The 18767-nt window shown below is 71.7% G+C and carries 15 protein-coding genes; 9 read left to right on the top strand and 6 right to left on the bottom strand.

From position 1 onward, the window contains the following. Positions 1-19: 19 nt before the first annotated feature. Positions 20-904: a helix-turn-helix transcriptional regulator gene (locus AC6CCG_RS30955; RefSeq protein WP_496658676.1), complete on the bottom strand. Its 885-nt coding sequence runs from the start codon at positions 902-904 to the stop codon at positions 20-22. Between the two features lie 115 nt (positions 905-1019). Between AC6CCG_RS30955 and AC6CCG_RS30950 the strand changes: the two genes are divergently transcribed. Together AC6CCG_RS30950 and AC6CCG_RS30945 are read left to right on the top strand one after the other, a co-directional pair. Beyond that, positions 1020-1958 (top strand): SDR family oxidoreductase, encoded by a 939-nt coding sequence (locus AC6CCG_RS30950; protein ID WP_496658675.1) that lies wholly within the window; start codon positions 1020-1022, stop codon positions 1956-1958. 129 nt (positions 1959-2087) lie between these two features. Then, positions 2088-3047 (top strand): aldo/keto reductase, encoded by a 960-nt coding sequence (locus AC6CCG_RS30945; RefSeq protein WP_496658674.1) that lies wholly within the window; start codon positions 2088-2090, stop codon positions 3045-3047. A 2-nt stretch (positions 3048-3049) separates the two neighbouring features. Here the strand turns inward: AC6CCG_RS30945 and AC6CCG_RS30940 are convergent, their stop codons facing one another. After that, a complete protein-coding gene (locus AC6CCG_RS30940; RefSeq protein ID WP_496658673.1) occupies positions 3050-3400 on the bottom strand; it encodes a VOC family protein in 351 nt (116 codons plus the stop codon). A 46-nt stretch (positions 3401-3446) separates the two neighbouring features. On the opposite strand from AC6CCG_RS30940, the gene AC6CCG_RS30935 reads away from it, so the two are divergent. The 4 genes from AC6CCG_RS30935 (at position 3447) to AC6CCG_RS30920 (ending at position 7216) form a co-directional block, all read left to right on the top strand. Next, positions 3447-4196, top strand: coding sequence for a hypothetical protein (locus AC6CCG_RS30935; RefSeq protein ID WP_496658671.1), 750 nt, complete (start codon positions 3447-3449; stop codon positions 4194-4196). Positions 4197-4438: 242 nt separating this feature from the next. Next, on the top strand, positions 4439-6007 hold the full coding sequence (locus tag AC6CCG_RS30930) for a family 10 glycosylhydrolase (RefSeq protein ID WP_496658670.1): 1569 nt from the start codon (positions 4439-4441) through the stop codon (positions 6005-6007). Positions 6008-6059: 52 nt separating this feature from the next. Next, positions 6060-6374 carry a hypothetical protein gene (locus tag AC6CCG_RS30925; protein ID WP_496658669.1) on the top strand — a complete coding sequence of 105 codons (315 nt, stop codon included), beginning with the start codon at positions 6060-6062 and terminating at the stop codon, positions 6372-6374. Beyond that, positions 6371-7216 (top strand): hypothetical protein, encoded by an 846-nt coding sequence (locus AC6CCG_RS30920; protein ID WP_496658668.1) that lies wholly within the window; start codon positions 6371-6373, stop codon positions 7214-7216. Before AC6CCG_RS30925 ends, AC6CCG_RS30920 begins: the two co-directional genes overlap by 4 nt. Positions 7217-7378: 162 nt before the next feature. Here AC6CCG_RS30920 and AC6CCG_RS30915 read toward each other — a convergent pair whose 3' ends face one another. Together AC6CCG_RS30915 and AC6CCG_RS30910 are read right to left on the bottom strand one after the other, a co-directional pair. Continuing rightward, positions 7379-8041 (bottom strand): MBL fold metallo-hydrolase, encoded by a 663-nt coding sequence (locus AC6CCG_RS30915; protein WP_496658667.1) that lies wholly within the window; start codon positions 8039-8041, stop codon positions 7379-7381. Between the two features lie 20 nt (positions 8042-8061). Next, the gene (locus AC6CCG_RS30910; protein ID WP_496658666.1) at positions 8062-8799 is read right to left on the bottom strand and encodes a maleylpyruvate isomerase family mycothiol-dependent enzyme; all 738 of its coding nucleotides are present in this window, start codon (positions 8797-8799) and stop codon (positions 8062-8064) included. Positions 8800-8947: 148 nt separating this feature from the next. Between AC6CCG_RS30910 and uvrA the strand changes: the two genes are divergently transcribed. Next, positions 8948-12025: an excinuclease ABC subunit UvrA gene (gene uvrA, locus AC6CCG_RS30905; protein ID WP_496658665.1), complete on the top strand. Its 3078-nt coding sequence runs from the start codon at positions 8948-8950 to the stop codon at positions 12023-12025. Positions 12026-12553: 528 nt separating this feature from the next. Next, on the top strand, positions 12554-15649 hold the full coding sequence (locus AC6CCG_RS30900; RefSeq protein WP_496658664.1) for a family 78 glycoside hydrolase catalytic domain: 3096 nt from the start codon (positions 12554-12556) through the stop codon (positions 15647-15649). A 25-nt stretch (positions 15650-15674) separates the two neighbouring features. On the opposite strand, the gene AC6CCG_RS30895 is transcribed toward AC6CCG_RS30900, so the two are convergent. Next, entirely contained in the window at positions 15675-16079 is a 405-nt protein-coding gene (locus AC6CCG_RS30895) for a VOC family protein (protein ID WP_496658663.1), read from the bottom strand. A gap of 15 nt (positions 16080-16094) precedes the next feature. Continuing rightward, positions 16095-17360, bottom strand: a complete 1266-nt coding sequence (locus AC6CCG_RS30890; protein ID WP_496658662.1) for an MFS transporter — start codon at positions 17358-17360, stop codon at positions 16095-16097. A 220-nt stretch (positions 17361-17580) separates the two neighbouring features. Here AC6CCG_RS30890 and AC6CCG_RS30885 point away from each other — a divergent pair, with 220 nt between their 5' ends. After that, on the top strand, positions 17581-18756 hold the full coding sequence (locus AC6CCG_RS30885; RefSeq protein WP_496658661.1) for a hypothetical protein: 1176 nt from the start codon (positions 17581-17583) through the stop codon (positions 18754-18756). Positions 18757-18767: the final 11 nt, after the last annotated feature.

The following is an 18767-nucleotide window of genomic DNA, read 5'->3' as shown; positions in this document are numbered from 1 at the left end:
CAAGTTGAGCGTCATAGGCTCAAGGCATTCGGTCCCCGGTTTCTTCCGGGCGTTCTCCGTGAGCGAACGCGACGTTCTGAGCGCCCAGGACGGCGAGCAGTTGCAGCTTCTCGTGGCTCTCGCTGCCCGGCTCCGCGGTGTAGACGAGCAGCCGGTGCGACTGGTCCGGGTCGAGCAGCGTCTGGCAGGTCAGTTCCAGGGCGCCGACCTCCGGATGGACGAAGTGCTTGACGTCGTTCGGCCGGACGCCGACCTCGTGGTCCTGCCAGACCTGGCGGAACTCCTCGCTCTCGGCCAGCAGCAGCTCGGCGTACTCGGCGGCGCGGGAGTTCGGCCCGCGCAACGCCAGCACCTGGCGCAGCCCGGCGGCGAACATCCGGCTGAGGAACGGGTGGTCCTGTCGCGCATACAGCCGGCGGGTGCCGGGGTCGGTGAACCAGCGGTAGCCGATGCTCCGGGCCGGCCCGCGGTAGCTGGTCGTGTCGCCGGTGAGCGCCACCCCGAGCGGGGTCTGCCGCAGCGTCTCGCCGAGCTCGGTGACGACCTCGGCCGGGGTGTCGTCGAGGCGGTCCAGGATCCGGAGCAGGCCGGGGCTGATGTGCTCGCTGGTCGCGCCGCGGGCCGGCGGCCGGTGACCGGCCAACCGGAACAGGTGGTCCCGTTCGTCGATCGAGAGGTGCAGTCCCTGCGCGATCGAGGCGATCATCTGCTCGGACGGCTGCGGCCCGCGCTCGCGTTCGATCCGGGAGTAGTAGTCGGCCGACAGGTGGCACAGCGCGGCGACCTCCTCCCGCCGCAGCCCCTTGGTCCGGCGGCGTCGACCGCGGGGCAGGCCGACGTCCTCGGGCTGCAGCAGGTCGCGGCGCCGGCGGAGGAACTCCGCGAGCCCGGTGCGATCGATCACGTCTTCTCCTCACGTCCTGCCTCCTTCCTAGCGCCTCGCCGCGGCGGAAGCACGCGCGGAGCCTGGGATCGTCAGGCCGTGGATCCGGTCCGGGCGGTCCGGAAGGATCGTGGCCATGAGAGCGATCGACATCACCGTCTCCGACCTGGCCGGGAAGCTCGCCGTCGTCACCGGGGCCAGCGATGGCATGGGCCTCGGCATGGCCGAACGGTTGGCCGCGGCCGGTGCCGAGGTGATCCTGCCGGTCCGCAACGAGCGCAAGGGCGAGGCGGCGATCGCCACGATCCTGCGGGCCGTGCCGGACGCGGACGTCTCCCTGCGCCGTCTCGACCTGTCCTCGCTGGCCTCGGTCGCGGCGCTCGGCGACACGCTGCGGGACGAGGGGCGGCCGATCCATCTGTTGATCAACAACGCCGGCGTGATGACGCCGCCGGACCGGCAGTCCACCGCCGACGGGTTCGAGCTGCAGTTCGGCACCAACCATCTGGGCCACTTCGCCCTGGTGGCACACCTGCTCCCGCTGCTCCGCGACGGCCGGGCCCGGGTCACCTCCCAGGTGAGCGTCGCGGCGGCCCGCGGCACGGTCAACTGGGACGACCCGAACTGGGAGCACGGGTACGACGGCATGCGGGCCTACCGCCAGTCCAAGATCGCGCTCGGCCTGTTCGGCCTGGAGCTGGACCGGCGCAGCAGGGCCGAGGGCTGGGGGATCACCAGCAACCTGTCCCATCCCGGCGTCGCCCCGACCAGCCTGCTGGCCGCGCGCCCCGAACTCGGCCGCAGCCGGGACACGCTCCAGGTCCGGCTGATCCGGGCACTGTCGGAGCGCGGGATCCTGGTCGGCACGGTCGACTCCGCCAAGCTGCCGGCCCTGCTGGCCGCGACCGACCCGGCCGCGAAGGCCGGCGCCCTCTACGGTCCGGGCGGCCCCGGGCACCTGGGCGGGGCTCCGGCCGAACAGCGGCTCTACCCGCCGCTGCGCAGCGCCGAGGACGCCCGCCGCGTCTGGCAGCTCTCCGAGGATCTGACCCGGCTCTCCGTACCGTCGCTCTGATCAGGGCGCCGGTACGGATCGGTCTGGAGACCGGGCCCGGAATTGGCCCGTGCATCCGGGCCGATCCGGTCATAGCTTCAGGGTGTGGCCGCCGTGGTGGCGCCGCTGGAGCGAGAGTACGGAGAGACGATGCAATCGAGGAACTTCGGCCGCTTGGGTACGGTCAGCGCGCTCACCCTGGGTGGCGGCGGGATCGGCGCGGTCTGGGGTCCGACCACCCGCGAGGAGTCGGTGGCGGCGGTCCGGGCCGCGCTCGACGCCGGGATCACCCACCTGGACCTGGCGCCGACCTACGGCGACGGCTTCGAGGCCGAGCGGGTGGCCGGCGAGGCGCTGCGGCAACAGCCGTCCGCGGAGGTGTTGATCACCACCAAGTTCGGTCTGCCGGACGACGACGAGACCGACCTGCCCGCGCGGATGCGACAGAGCCTGCAGGACAGCCTGGCCCGGCTCGGCCGGGACCACCTGGATCTGTTCGTCTGGCACGCGCAGCTGCGGCCCGCCGACGGCCCGGCGACCGCGCCGCGGACCACAGGCTGGACGGTGTTCCGGGACGAGGTGGTGCCCGAGTTCGTCCGGCTCCGGGAGGAGGGACTGATCCGCGGCTGGGGGATCACCGGCGTCGGCTTCCCGTCCGCGGTGATCGAGACCCTGGGCACCGACCCGCGGCCGGACGGCGTCCAGGTCGTGGTGAACGCCCTCGACCAGAGCGGCGACATGTGGGTGTTCGGTGATCAGGGCCGGCCGGCCAACGGCGACATCCTGGCCGCCGCGCAGTCCGGCGGGGTGCCGGTGATCGGGATCCGCGCGGTCGCCGCCGGCTCGCTCACCGACGCGGTCGACCGCGAGGTCGCGGCCGATTCCACGGTCGCGGTCGACTACGCCCGGGCCGAGGGTTTCCGCCGGCTGGCCGCGGAGCTGGGGGAGTCGGCGGCGTCGCTGGCCCACCGCTACGCGCTCTCCGTACCCGGCGTGGCCACCGTCGTGCTCGGCGTCAAGAACCGGGAGGAACTGGCCGAGTGCGTCGCCGCCGAAGAGCGCGGGCCACTCGGCGCGGAGGTGCTGGAGCGGATCGCGGCGCTGCGCTGACCTCAGGTCACGGAGGCGGTCGGGTGGCTCGGCTGATAGAGCCCGAGCCGCCCGCCGCCGGGCAGTCGCAGGGCACAGAGTCGGCCCCACGGCTGTTCGCTGACCGGGTCGGCGAGCCCGACGCCGCGCTCGGCCAGGTCGGTCAGCGTGGCATCCAGGTCGTCGCACTGGAGGAAGAACTCGTGCTGCTCGGCACCTTCGGTCGGGTGGACGGCAACCTCGGCCGGCGGCAGCGCGAAGATCAGCCAACCGCCGCCGGAGTCGACGTGCGGGAAGCCGAGCACGTCCCGGAGGAACCGCCGGTCGGCCTCGGCGTCGTTGCTGTACAGGATCACGTGAGCGCCGTTGATCATGACAGCAGGCTACCCGTGATCCGCGCTGCGACAGCCTGCCGCGATCATGGAATTCTGGAACGGGCGAGCGGCCGGCGTCGGGGCTCTGTTGATCATGATCATCGTCGCGGTGACGGCGTGTGCTCCGCCCGGACCGCCGCCCGTCGACCGGACCACGCTCGGCCCGAGCGGTACGCCCGGCTCTGCGTCGGCGGTGTCACCGACGCCGACCCGGCCGCCGCTCGCCGGCCCGGGCACGAACTGCGGTCCGATCGGCCGCAAGCAGGTCGCGCTGGTGGCCCGCGGCGAGGCCGCGTGCGCGACGGTGGTCGCGATCATGAAGGCTTTCGTCGCCATGCAGGACATCGAGATCGGCCAGACGATCAAGGTCGACGGCTGGGGCTGCGCCATCCTGGACGGCAGCTCGGGGGAGTCCGCGTCGATCTACACCCTCGCCTACGAGTGCTCCGCCGGAAGGAAGTTGATCAAGGCCTGGCCGGCCGACAGTCCGGTGGCGGCCGGCGCCCAGGTGGACGTGAAGCACTTTGCCGGGACGTTCGCGGGCGGCGGGTATCCGTACCACTTCTCGTCCAGCGGCGGAGCGTTCACCTGCGGCATCCGGCCGCCGACCGACCGGGGTCCGGGCTACGTCGGCTGCCACGGCGAGCTGCCGAAGAACGCCCGGGCCAAGGCGCCGGACGGTGCCTCCGTGCCGGCCAACACGGTGCTGCTCACCCGGGACCGGAAGGCGCGGTTGGGGTATTCGGGGGACCCCGCGTTCCTGCGGACCGAAGGGTCCGGCTTCGCGCCGGCGTAACGGCTGCCGACCGGTCAGGTGCTGGCGTTCTACGGCGTCGCCTGCACCGCCGGCCCGAACGACTCCGTCCGCTGTGTCAACGGCGGGCATGAGTTCACGCTGCGACCGGGGCATGCCGAGCTCTCCTGAACCCGTACCTGCGGACTGTCCGTAGGACCTTGACGCAGTGATCCGGCGCCTGGTGAAATCTCCACATATCCCAAGGGCGGGTGGCGCCGGGGATCGGCAGGGGGAGGTCGATCTTGTCCAGCAGACGTCGAAACATCGGTGCGGTCGCGGCGGCGCTGATCATGGTGGTGGCACTGGCGATGCCGCTGGGGACCGCGGCCGCCGACACCGGCAAGCCGCAGCAGTGGCGCGGCTACTGGGTGGACTCGTTCAACGCGGGCGTCTACAACCCGGCCCAGGTGACCAAGCTGATCGCCGACGCCAGGCGGGTCAAGGCCAACGCGCTGGTGGTCCAGGTCGGCCGTGAGACCGACTGCTTCTGCAACGACTCGGCCTTCCCGCGGACGCAGGCCGCCGGGGTCGATCCGGCGCCGTACGACCCGCTGGCCGAGGTCATCGAGCAGGCCCACGCGGCCGGCCTCGAGGTGCACGCCTGGGTCAACTCGACGATCCTGTGGCGCAGCCTGACCCCGCCCGCGGATCCGAGTCACGCGTATCACGAACACGGCGTCACGGCCACCGGCCGGGACCGCTGGATCAACCGCCGGGTGGACGGCGAGGAGGTGATGGCCAACCGCGTCTTCCTCGATCCGGCGAACCCGGACGCGGTCGACTACATGGTCGAGGGCATCGCCAGCATCGCCCGCAACTACGACGTCGACGGCGTCAACCTCGACTACATCCGCTACCCGGACTACAGCTCCGTGACCACGCACAGCGAGTGGGGCTACAGCGAGACCTCGATCGCCAGGTTCCAGGCGGCGACCGGGCGGACCGACGTCCCGGAGCCGGGTGACGCGCAGTTCTCCGACTGGCGGCGCGCGCAGGTGACGGCCTACGTGCGCAAGATCTACCTCAAGCTGTACGAGGTCGACCCGTCGGTGCGGCTGTCCATGGACGGCATCACGTACGGCTACGGACCGCAGGGGACCGAGGGCGGCTACCAGAAGACCCGGACCTACGCGGAGGTGCTGCAGGACTGGCGGGGCTGGCTGGCCGAGGGAATCATGGACACCAACATCGCGATGAACTACAAGCGCGACAGCCGGGCCGACCAGTCGGTGATGTTCGACCAGTGGAGCGAGTTCCTGGCCGACAACCAGGGCCGGCGCAGCTCGGTGAACGGGCCGGCGCTCTATCTGAACTCGATCGAGGAGAGCCTCGCCCAGGCCAGGGACGCGCTCGCGCCGACCGCCGCCGGCAACCGGGTGATCGGCTGGTCCGGCTACTCCTACGCCAACGCGAGCGCGCTCGCCGTCTCCGACCCGACCCAGGCCGGCGCCCAGCGCGACGCCCTGGCGGACGCCCTCGCCGCCGACCTGTTCGCCGAGGAGGCGGCCGTCCCGGACATGCCGTGGAAGAGCCGCCCGACCCGGGGCCATCTGCAGGGCAGGCTGGAGGTACGGGGCGGTGGCGTCCTCGACCAGGCCGAGGTGACCCTGACCAGCCTGTCCACCGGCGAGAAGCTGGTCCGCCGCTCCGACGGCTCCGGCTGGTTCGGCTTCGTCGACGTCAAGCCTGGCCGGTACCTGGCGCAGGTGAAGCTGCCCGCGGGCGTGCTCGGCAAGCCGGTGACCGCGGTCGAGGTCCGCAAGGGTCGGCTCGACACGGTGCGGCTGGGACCGTTCCGTACCGTTGGCTGAGGCTGCCCGCTGATCTCGTGGCGCCGAGGTCCTCGTCGGTAGGGTCGGCGCCATGAGCGGGCAGCTGCGGAACCGGTCGGCCACGGCCGCACTCGTCCTCGGCGTCCTCGGCGTGCTCCTCTTCCTCTACGCCTCGAACAACAGGTGGCTGACCCGGGACTTGCCCACGGACGCGTTCGAGCATCCGCTCGGGTCGATCGGCACCATGCTGCTGGCCGTCCTGGCGATCTGTTTCGGGTGTGCCGGTCTGACCGTGGCGGCCAAGGTCGCGATGGGCCGGGCCAAGTCGATCACCGGGATCGTGCTCGGCGCCTTGGTGATCTTGCTCGTCGTCCCGCCGTACGTGCTGGCGCCGGTCGGCCGGTGACCTCGCTGGAACGAGTCCTGTGGATCGGTGGTCCGTCGGGCTCGGGCAAGACGACGGCGGCTCGACTGCTGGCGAGGCGGTACGGCTTTCGCTGGCACAGCAGCGACACCAAGACCTGGGACCACCGGGACCGGGCGATCGTGGCCGGTGATCAGCGGGCGATCGCCTGGGAGGCGCTGACCGTGGCCGAGCGGGACGCGCTGTCGCTGGACCAGGCCCGGCAGCTGGAGCATGATCGCGGGCCGCTGACCCGGGAGGATCTGGCGGCGCTGCCGGACCGCCCCTCGGTGATCACCGACGGCACCCCGTTCACCCCGGACGTGGTCGGCCCGGAGCCGCTCCGCCCGCCGGTCCACGCGGTCTGGCTGTTCGCCGACGTCCAGGTCCGAGCGGCCCGCAACCGCGGCCGCGGCTGGGGCGGTGCCGGCGGCCCGGCCGACCTCGACCGGGCCGCCCGGATGGCCGCGCAGGTCGAGGCCGCCGGCGGTACCAAGATCATCACCAGTGATCATGAATCGGCCGAGCGGACCGTCGACGCCGTCGTGGAGGTCTGCGCCGACTGGCTCCAAGCTCAACCACGGGCCTCGACCACGGAGGAACGCCGAGCCCTGATCCGCGACGGCAACGCGGCGATCGTCGGCCAGTACCGCGCCGGCCTGGCCCGCCCCTGGGCCACCACCCGCCCCGAGGAGATCGTCCGGGCGTTCGACTGCGAGTGCGCCGCACCCGGCTGCACCGCCCTGATCGACCTCCCGATGACCTTCTTCCCCGACCCCTTCCTGCCGACCTCACCGCCGATCCTCGCCCCTGGCCACCGGCGAGCGGACGCCTCGTCCGGCTGAGCTCCCGTCCGATCACGCGAACCAAGTTCGGGGCCGACATCGCCGAGTGGACTCCTTGACCGGCGTCACCGAGCGGTGGCTGACCGAAATCCAGCGGACATCGGCGCGATCGCGGTCAACGGGCCGGATCCCCGCATGTTGCGCTCGATTCCGGTCAGCTGGTCACCAGCCGCGGGCACGCCACTCGGCGAGCTTCGGGCGTTCGGCGCCCAGGGTGGTGTCGTCGCCGTGGCCGGGGTGGACCTCGGTCGTGTCGTCGTACGCGCCGAAGATCTTGGTCTCCAGATCGTCCATCAGGGATGTGAAGTCGGCCGGGCTGCCGGTCTTGCCGGGGCCGCCGGGGAAGAGGCTGTCGCCGGTGAAGAGGTGGTCGACGCCGCCCGGTCCGCGGTACGCCAGCGCGATCGACCCGGGCGTGTGGCCGACCAGGCCGATCACCGCCAGCGACTCCGCGCCCAGCGCGACGGTGTCGCCGTCCCAGACACCGGTCAGGTCCTCGACCCAGGCGCCGGTCGCGATCGCATCCTGGTCCGGCCGGCCACAGACCAGCTGCGACCGGGTGGCCTCGGCGACGTCGGCCAGGGCCTGCCAGTGATCGCCGTGCCGGTGCGTGGTGACGATCGTGTCCGGAACCTGGTCACCGATCAGTTCGAGCAGCCGGTCGGCGTCGTTGGCGGCGTCGATCAGCACCGAGCCGCCCGGGCCGCGCAGCAGATAGGCGTTGTTGTCCATCGGCCCGACCGAGAGTTTGATCATGGTCACGGTCTCGGACAGCCGGGTGGTGACCGGCGGGCCGCCGGGCGTGACGTGGTTCGGGCCAGACATCGATGGATCCCCCTCGGTGATCAGAATGCGGGCAGGGTGAGCCCCTCCGCGCCGTCGACCCGGTCGGCACCGGACCGGCCGGTCAGCCAGCCGAGCAGCGCCGCTGCCGTACCGCGGACCTCGCGGGCCTCGCCGGCCGACCCGACGGCCACGGTCGCGCCGCCGTCGACGATCAGGGACAGGCTCGGGAAGCCCTCCCGGGTCCGCAGCCGCAGCGAGCACCACTCCAGGATCCAGCCGGCGACCGGCTCGTCCACCTGGCCGATCTCGTAGCCGACGTCGAGGTCCACGTGGTGCAGCACCACCTCGGTCAGCCGGGCCAGCGGCAGCAGGCGGGCCGGCGCGCTGCCGCCGCCGCGGAGCTGGACGGGCTCGGACCACTTGCCGGCCGCGTCGACCTCCTCCATCCGCTCCCACAGCTGCTCGGCGGCGGTGTCCAGATCGATCTGCAGGTCGAGGCCGGAACGCCCGGCGCCGGCCTCGATCTCGGCGTTGCGTTCCTCGTCCGAGGCGTACATCGTGCCGGGCGTCCCGCTGGCCGCCCCGCTGAGCAGCCGGCCCAGCGCGTCGGCCTGCCGGGCGATGTGGGTGGCGACGTGCCCGCGGGTCCAGTCGGGCAACCGGCTCGGCCCGCGCCAGTCGTCGTCCCCGACGGCGATGGTGTCGCCGAGCAGGCGTGCCGTGGCCGCCGACAGCAGCCCGCGCAGGGTTTCCAGTTGGTCGGCGGCCGGATCGCCGGCGGTGCCCGCGGAAGTCATGCTCAATAACCTACTGCGGAGGCCTCCGGCGGGGGTCGTTGCCTTCACCGAATCGGGAGTGTGCCTGTCCTTGCGCGGAGCGGGGCGGGGGATCTGAAGGGGGTCGTCCCCCTTCGCCGAATCAGAACTGTCAGTGGCCGGGCATAGCATGACCGACGTGGCTGATCGACTCATGATCCGTGGTGCTCGCGAGCACAATCTGCGCAACATCTCCCTCGACCTTCCGCGTGATGCGCTGATCGTGTTCACGGGCCTGTCCGGCTCCGGAAAATCGAGTCTCGCCTTCGACACGATCTTCGCCGAGGGGCAGCGCCGTTACGTCGAGTCGCTGTCGGCGTACGCGCGGCAGTTCCTCGGTCAGATGGACAAGCCGGATGTCGACTTCATCGAGGGGCTGTCGCCCGCGGTCTCGATCGACCAGAAGTCCACGAACCGGAATCCGCGGTCGACGGTGGGCACGATCACGGAGGTGTACGACTACCTCCGGCTGCTCTATGCCCGCGCCGGCCGGCCGCACTGCCCGGTCTGTGGCGAGCCGATCAGCCGGCAGAGTCCGCAGCAGATCGTGGACCGGTTGATGGACCTGGAGGACGGCACCCGGTTCCAGGTGCTGGCCCCGGTGGTGCGCGGCCGCAAGGGTGAGTACGTGGAGCTGTTCCGGCAACTGGCCGGGCAGGGCTTCGCGCGGGCCCGGGTCGACGGCGAGACCGTACAGCTGACCTCTCCGCCGACGCTGGACAAGCAGAAGAAGCACGCGATCGACGTCATCGTCGACCGGGTCGCGGTCAAGGCCTCGGTCAAGCAGCGGCTGACCGACTCGGTCGAGACAGCGCTCGGGCTGGCCCAGGGCGTGGTGTCGATCGACTTCGTGGATCTCGACGCGTCCGATCCCAACCGGGAGCGCCGCTACTCGGAGAAGATGGCCTGCCCGAACGAGCACGACATCGCGATCGAGGAGCTGGAGCCACGCCAGTTCTCCTTCAACGCGCCGTGGGGAGCCTGCCCGACCTGCTCCGGCATCGGCACCAGGATGGAGGTCGATCCGGAACTGGTCGTGCCCGATCCGGAGAAGAGCCTCTCCGAGGGAGCGATCGCACCCTGGTCGTCGGCCCACATCGCGGACTACTTCATCCGGCTGATCGACGCCCTGGCCGACCAGGCCGGGTTCAGCACCGACACGCCCTGGGGCGACCTGCCGGTCCGGGTGAAGAAGCTGCTGCTGCACGGCGTCCCCGGTCAGCTGCAGGTCCGCTACAAGAACCGGTACGGTCGCGAGCGCAGCTACAACGCCAAGTACGAGGGCGTCATCTCCTACATCGAGCGGCGGCATGCCGAGGCGGAGAGCGACACCTCGCGGGACCGGTTCGCCGGCTACATGCGCGAGGTGCCCTGCACCGCCTGCAACGGCGCCCGGCTGAAGCCGTCGTCGCTGGCCGTGACGGTGGGCGACAAGAACATCGCCGAGGTGTCGGCGATGTCGATCGACGAGGCCGCGGCGTTCCTGTCCTCGCTCGAACTGACCGCGCGGGAGCGGCAGATCGCCGAGCGGGTGCTGAAGGAGATCAACGAGCGGCTCCGGTTCCTGCTCGACGTCGGCCTGGACTACCTGTCGCTGAGCCGGCCGACCGGCAGCCTGTCCGGCGGCGAGGCGCAGCGGATCCGGCTGGCCACCCAGATCGGTTCCGGCCTGGTCGGCGTGCTGTACGTGCTGGACGAGCCCAGCATCGGGCTGCACCAGCGGGACAACCGGCGGCTGATCGACACCCTGGTCCGGCTGCGCGACCTGGGCAACACGCTGATCGTCGTCGAGCACGACGAGGACACCATCCGGACCGCCGACTGGGCGGTCGACATCGGCCCGGGCGCGGGGGAGCACGGCGGCCACGTCGTAGTGTCCGGCACGGTCGACGAGTTGCTGGCGAGCGAGGACTCGCTGACCGGCGCGTACCTGTCCGGCCGGCGGGCCATCCCGCTGCCGGCGCAGCGGCGGGCCCAGCTCGATGATCGCAAGATCACCGTGCACAACGCGGTGGAGCACAACCTGAAGGACGTCACGGTCTCGTTCCCGCTGGGCCAGCTGATCGCGGTGACCGGGGTGTCCGGGTCGGGCAAGTCGACCCTGGTCAACTCGATCCTCTACACGTCGCTGGCGAAGCGGATCTACAACGCCCGCGAGGTGCCCGGGCGGCACCGGACGATCACCGGAGCCGACGACATCGACAAGGTGATCCACGTCGACCAGTCGCCGATCGGCCGCACCCCGCGGTCCAACCCGGCGACGTACACCGGTGTCTTCGACAGCGTCCGGAAGCTCTTCGCGGAGACCCCGGAGGCGAAGGTCCGCGGCTACCAGCCGGGCCGGTTCTCGTTCAACGTGAAGGGCGGCCGCTGCGAGAACTGCGCCGGCGACGGCACGATCAAGATCGAGATGAACTTCCTCCCGGACGTGTACGTACCGTGCGAGGTCTGCCATGGTGCCCGGTACAACCGCGAGACGCTCGAGGTGCACTACAAGGGCAAGACGATCGCCGAGGTGCTGGACATGCCGATCGAGGAGGCGGTCGACTTCTTCGCCGCGCTGCCGTCGATCAACCGGCACCTGAAGACCCTGCTCGACGTCGGCCTCGGCTACGTCCGGCTCGGCCAGCCGGCGCCGACCCTGTCCGGCGGCGAGGCACAGCGGGTGAAGCTGGCCAGTGAGCTGCAGAAGCGGTCCACCGGCCGCACCATGTACGTGCTGGACGAGCCCACCACCGGCCTGCACTTCGAGGACATCCGGAAGCTGCTCGGCGTGCTCGGCCGGCTGGTCGACGCCGGCAACACGGTCGTGGTGATCGAACACAACCTCGACGTGATCAAGACCGCCGACTGGATCATCGACATGGGCCCGGAGGGCGGCTCGCGCGGCGGTACGGTGATCGCCGAGGGCACCCCGGAGCAGATCGCGGCCCACCCGTCCTCACACACCGGCGCCTTCCTCTCGCACATCCTCGACGGCCGCCACGTCCCGGTCGGCACCGACCTCCAGCCGGACATCTTCACGGCCGCCGCCGCCAGCAACCGGCGCGCGACGACCAAGCCGGCGACGAAGAAGAAGGCGGTGGCGCGGAAGGCGGTCGCCAAGAAACCGGCGGCCGCCACCACGACGGCCACCGTGAAGAAGACGGCGACGGCGAAGAAGACGGCAGCGAAGAAGACCACCGCGAAGAAGACCACACGACGCTGACCTCGGGCGGCGGTTCCGGTCGATCAGGAATCGGGAGAAGCGCCCGTCCACGGGGCCGACCTTGCCTGAGGGCATCGAGGTCATGGTCGAGGAGGGAGCGGAGCGACGGCAACGCCCTTCGCCACGGTCGACTAACCCGACGGCAGGTGGGGCCATTGGCTGTCGCTCGACGAGCCGGTGTGGCGAGACCTGGCGCTGAACGACGGCGACGAGGTGGCGCTCCGACTCCAGCCGGCCGGGGCCCGGCCTGCCGGAGGATCCAATGCCGCCCTGGCGGATCGCCACCTCGGCGTGAGCCCGCTCCGAAGCTCTGCCTCGGCCACCCGGCGGCCGACCCTCCCGCAGGCTGTGGCGGCGGGGATGCGGGCCAGCGGGTGGGCGCGCTCCGAGCTCGCGGCGCGCGTGCCCGGCACCCAGGAAGGTCCGCCGATCGCCGGGTCGGGGAGACGGGTGATCGTTGTCACTGGTGGCCGCGCGCGCCCGCTGTGAGATTGGGGAGCTCCGAGGGGGAACGAACGAGGAGCGGGTGTGCGCAACGTCAAGCGACGGAGCTTTCTGACCGGGGCCACGGCGGTGGCGGCGACGACGGCGGTGGCGGGGCGGGCCGCAGCCGACGACCGGGACTGGGCGGGAAGGGGACTGCTGCCGTACCGGCTCAGCACGGATCACCTCACCGACCCGCTCGGCATCGCCGGCACGGAGCCGCGGCTCGGCTGGCGGCTCGCCGGTTCCGGCACCGACCGACGGCAGACGGCGTACCGGCTCCGGGTCAGCGCCGGTGATGATCATGAACCGGTCTGGGACTCCGGCCGGGTGGAGTCGGGCGACCAGCACGGGATCGGCTACGGCGGACCGGAGCTCCGGCCGCGGACCCGCTACGTCTGGTCGGTCCGGGTCTGGGACGAGACCGGCGTGCCTGGTCCGTGGAGCCGCCCGGCCTGGTTCGAGACCGGGCTGCCGGCCGGCGAACCGTGGCCGGCGCGCTGGATCGGCAGCGGGATCGAGCTGCCGCAGCCGACCCGGACGCTGCCGCCGTCCGAGTACCTCGCCGAACCGATCACCGGGCACACGCTCGGCCAGACCTTCACCACCGCCGGGCCGATCGTCGGCGTCGCCATCCTGGTCCGCGCCGAGGACGGCGAACCGGCGGCGGTCACGCTGCGGCTGCTCGCCGGCGAGCCGGGCGGTGATCAACTCGCCACCGCTGAGGTGACCGGGCTGGTCGGCGAGACGGCCGCCACGCTCGACCTCGATCAACCACTGCCGGCCGGCGACTACTACCTGGAGGCGACCACGAAGAGCCCCGGCCTGTCCTGGGCGAGTGCGGACGGCAGCCCGGAGGCCGAACAGAAGTCGCCCTATCCCGGCGGCACGGCCCACACGGACGGCCAGGAGCTGCCGCAGCGGGACCGTTGGCTGTACGGGCTCCCGCCGGACCCGCCCGCGGACCCGTTGTTGCGTACGACGTTCGAGTTGCCGGGCCGGCCGGCCCGGGCCCGGCTGTACCTGATCGGGCTCGGCCATGGCCGGGCCATGATCAACGGCCACCGGGTCGACGACTTCGCGCTGTCGCCGCCGGCCACCGACTACGACCGCCGGCTGCTCGCCACCACCCACGACGTCACCGAGCTGCTCCGGCCGGGGGACAACGCGCTCGGCGTCGCCCTGGGCCGCGGCTTCTTCGGCAGCCGGGCCCCGGACTCGGACGGCAGCAACCTCTATCCGTGGACCGGCGAGCCGCGGCTGCTGGCCGTACTGGAGGCGGAACTCGCGGACGGGACCGTGATCAGGATCGGCAGCGGGCCGGACTGGCGGCTGACCGAAGGACCGGTGACCTACGACGGCGTCTACACCGGCGAGACCTTCGACGCCCGGCGGGAGGCCGCCCTGGCCGGGTGGACCGAACCGGGCTTCGACGACAGCGCCTGGACCGACGCGGTGATCATGGAATCGCCGGGCGGCCGGATCGAGGCGTACCCGAACCAGCCCATCCGGACCGACCGCCGGCTCCGGCCGGCCAAGATCACCGAGCCGGAGCCCGGCACCCTGCTGTACGACTTCGGCGAGGTGACCACCGGCTGGGTCCGGCTCCGCGGCCGGCTGGCCCGCGGCACCAGGATCACCGTGCAGTACAGCGAGAAACTCGGCGACACCGGCCGGATCGAGCTCGGCGCCCCGGCCGGGGTACGGAACCCGTCGGTGACCGGCCGGCACCAGCGCGACGAATACATCGCGGCCGGCGGCCCGGTGGACTGGCAGCCGTGGTTCACCTACCAGGGCTTCCGGTACGTCGAGGTGACCGGAGGTGACCGGTCGCTCCGGGTCGAGGCGGTGCCGGTGCACAGCGACCTGGACCGGACCATGCGGCTCCGGGTGGCGGAGCCGGTGCTGCAGTGGATCGTGGACGCGACGCTGCGGACCAACCTCAACGCGCTGCACGGCCAGCCGGACGTCGCGCCGATGTACACGAAGCTGGCCTGGCTGGGTCAGCCCCGACTGGCCGCCGCCGCCTTGCTGAACGGGTTCGACAGCGCCGCGTGGCTGGCCAAGTGGCTGGAGGACATCCGGCTGTCCCAGGGCGAGTCCGGGGCGCTCGGCATCATCGCGCCGCTCGGCCCGTTCCCGCCGGACTTCCCGATCTCGCCCTCGGTCACCGGCAGTTATCCGCAGCTGGTCCGGCAGCACTGGGAGCACTACGGCGACCGGAGCCTGGCGCTGCGCCACCTGCCCGCGGTCCGGCGTTACGTCACCTGGCTGCTCGCCGGGGTCGAGGCCCAGGGCGGGCTGGCGATGGACGTGTTCGCCGATTGGTACCCGCCCGACAACGGCCACGATCCCCGTCCGCCGGAGGGCGGTCAGCTCGTCGGCACCGCGTACGTGATCGAGAGCCTGCGTGATCTTGCGACGCTGACCGGCCTGGCCGGCGAGGAGGCCGAGGCGGCGGAGTGGCGAGCCAAGGCGGAGACGCTGACCGAGCGGTTCAACGAGGCCTTCCTGGACCGCGCCGCCGGCCTCTACCGGACGTCGGAGACGACGGACTATCGCCAGGCCAGCAACGCCGTCCCCCTCGCGCTTGATCTTGTTCCGGCCGAGGCCGTCGAGCGGGTGGCGGCACGGCTGGCCCGCGACGTCGAAGATCACGACCGGCACCTGAACACGGGATCGTTCGGCACCTGGGCGCTGCCGTACGCCCTTTCCGATCATGGCAACGCGGACCTGGCGCTGGCCGTGCTCGGGCAGCACAGCTACCCGGGCTACGGCTTCTGGCGCAGCCTCGGCGGGACGACGCTCTGGGAGAACTGGGAGACGGACTCGCGCGGGCACCAGGACCCGACGCTGTCCGGCCCGCTGCAGTGGCTGCTGGAACGGGTGGTCGGCCTGGAGTTGCTGCGGCCGGGCTGGTCCAGGTTCCGGGTCGCGCCGCGCGTCCTCGGCGACCTGCCCTCCGCCTCCGTCGAACTGGACACCGTGCGCGGCCGGATCGAGGTCGGCTGGGAACGCCGGCGGGACAAGATCATTCTGACCGTCCAGGTCCCGGTCAACGCCGTCGCCGAGGTGGCGTTGCCCGGCGCCGAACCGCGCGAACTCGGCTCGGGCCGGCATCGGGTCGTGGCCGGCGAGTGACCACGACCCGGGCGCCGGCTCGGGCTCAGAAGTCGCGGGAGGAGAGCACGCAGAACTCGTTGCCCTCCGGATCGGCCAGGACGGTCCAGCTCTCCGAGCCGTCCTGGCCGACGTCGGGCCGGGTCGCGCCGAGCTGCTCGAGCCGGGCGATCTCGGCGTCCCGGTCCTGGCTGGTGTGCGGGGCGAGATCGAGGTGGATCCGGTTCTTGACCGTCTTCGGGTCGGTCACCCTGACGAACACCAGGCCGGGCGGCATCCGCTCCCACGGCACCGCCCGGGCCTCCTCCTCGCTGCCGAGGTAGCCCGGGACGAGCACAACCTCGTCATCAGCCTCGTAGATCTTCTGCCAGCCGATCGCCTCCGCCCACCAGGTCGCCAGCGACCGCGGGTCCGGGGTGTCGATCACATTGCTGTACCAGCGCAGCACCATCGTCGACTCCTTTCGTTACGTGGACTCTAGAGACCGCTTCCGCCGCCCGCCCAATCGCAGATAGAGCGCCGCGGCCGGGCTCATGATCACCGCGGAGCCGATCAGGGCGATCGGGATCGAGGTCAGACCGGCCAGGGCACCGAGCGGGGGACCGCCGACCACCTGGCCGATCGCGTCGGCCTGCCCGTTCATCGACAGGACGGTCGCCCGGGACTTCGACTCCAGTTGCCGGTTCAGCCAGGTCGCCTGGATCGGGTACGCGATCGAACCGGCGGCCCGCTTGAGCCAGAGCGCCCCCATCGCCGGCCAGAGGTGGCCGGACACGGCGAGCACCACCACCGCGCCGGCCTGGATCAGAGTCAACAGCGCCAGCACCCGGCCGGGCCGGGCGCCGGTGACCAGGCCGGGCGCGATCCGGTTGACCACGACGCTGCTGATCATGGAGATCAGCGAGCCGATCACCGCGAAGGCCGCGAACCAGAGCGCGGGCTCGGCCCGCCCGAACAGGCTCGGCAGCGTGAACGCCTCCAGGATCCGGGCGGTCCAGAGCCGGTCGATCGCCTCGCTGGACAGGCCGAACAGCAGACTGATCACGAAGAACCAGCGCACCAGCGGACGTCGCCGGACCTGGCCGAGGCCGGACCGGAGGGTGCCCAGCAGGGTGGCCCAGCCGGTGCTCGCCCGGGCCTCCGGGTCCGGCGTGAAATGGCGCTCCGGCATGATCAGCGCGAGCACCGCGGCCAAGATCACGAAGCCGATCCCGCCGGCCACGATCGGCACCTGCAGCGCGACCAGCCCGAGCAGGCCGGCGAGCACCGTACCGGCGAAGGAGAGGCCGAGGGCCAGTTGGTGGCCTCGGGTCAGCACGGGCTGGACCGCCTCGACGCCGACCTCGTCGGTGATCCAGGCCTGGTTGGCGCCGGACACGAAGGTCCAGCCGATGCCCCAGATCACCTGCGCGACGAGGATCGCGGCGAACTCCGGTACGGCGCCCTGCAGGATGATCGCGGCACCGATGACCGGCAGCCCGATCAGGACCGAGAGCCGCCGGGAGTAGCGGTCGGCGATCACCCCGGTCGGGATCTCACCGAGGAAGCAGGTCGCCTCCATCACGGTGCCGACCACGACCAACTGCAGCGGGGTCAGCCCGACGACCTGGACCTGATAGACCATGACGAGGGTGAACGCGAGCGCGTTGAAGCCGGCGAAGCCGGCCTCGAAGACGTAATAGGTACGGGCGGCGCCCGCCGGGCGTCGCAGCCGGCGGAACACAGTGATCAACAAAGAAGTCTCCTGAGTCTGACCGACCCCGATCGAGGGGTCGCTGAAATCGAGCCCTGGTCGCCGACTGGGCCCCTGGATCGTCAGCTCAGGAAGTGAAACGCATGATCGGACGGTAGCAGCCGCTCCGTGACCACGCACCGCATTTCCGGTTCCCGGCCGGCCGGCCGCTGGTAATCTCGTCCGCGCGGCGGAGCGCGCCGGTGATCAAGGAGCACGCATGTCGAAGCCGAGGGTGGCGCTGGTGATCACCACCTGGTTCCCGAATTCCCATGCCGACGTGATCGCCCGCCGGCTGATCACCGGGTACGAGCTCGACGGGCCGCACCGGGAGCCGCAGGTCGAGGTCGTCTCGGCCTACCTGGAGCAGCAGGGCGTGGCCCAGCCGAAGCCGCAGCCCGACGTCGGCACCGGCTTCCTCGCCGAGCACGGTGTGCCGACCTTCCCGACGGTTGCCGAGGCGATGACGCTGGGCGGCGCCGGGGTCGCTGTGGACGGGGTGGTGCTGATCGGCGAGCACGGCGACTACGAGGACAACGAGTTCGGCCAGAAGCTGTATCCGCGGCGCCGGCTCTTCGACGCCGCAGTGTCGGCGATGATCACCGGCGGCCGCATCGTGCCGGTGTTCGTCGACAAGCATCTGAGCTATGCGTTCACCGACGCCCGGTCGATGTATCGCGACGCCCGGCGGCTGGGCATCCCGCTGCTGGCCGGGTCGAGCGTTCCGCTGGCGTACCGGGAACCGACCGGGGCCGAGTGGCCGTTCGGCGCACCGCTCTCCGACTGCCTGGTGATCGGCTACGGCGGTGCCGAGGTGTACGGGTTCCACGCCCTCGAGGCCGGCCAGTCGCTGCTGGAGCGCCGGGCCGGCGGCGAGACCGGCGTCGTCGCCGTCCAGGCCTGGACCGGGACCGAGGCCGTCCGGGCCGCCGGCGACCCGGACGGTCCGATCCCGGCCGAGTTGATCACCGCGGCCGCCCGCGCCGGAGGGTTCGGCGGGGCGGGCGAGGTGATCGACCGGGCGACCGACGTCTACCTGGTCGAGCACGCCGACGGCGCCCGGCAGACGGTGCTGATGTCCGACGCGGTGGAGGACTTCCTGGTCGCGGCCCGCGGACCGGACGCCGCCGTCGCCTATCGGATCGCGCTGCTCGGTGAACAGCCGTACTTCTTCCCGCACTTCGCCCGGCTGGTGTTCCAGCTGGAACGGCTGATGGTCGACCGCCGAGCCCCGTACCCGGTCGAGCGGACGCTGCTCACCGGCGGGGTCATCGACGCGGCGATGCGGTCCCGGGCCGGCGCCGGCCGGCTCGAGACGCCGGACCTCGCGATCGCGTACGACGGTCCTGAGGTGATCGACGGCACGGCCGTTGCCGAGCCGCTTCCGCAGTCCTGAACCACCTCGCC

The organism is Microlunatus sp. YIM B11417 (genome assembly GCF_059617205.1).
The sequence above is the reverse complement of the archived record's forward strand: the minus strand, read 5'-3'. Positions and strand labels throughout refer to the sequence as shown.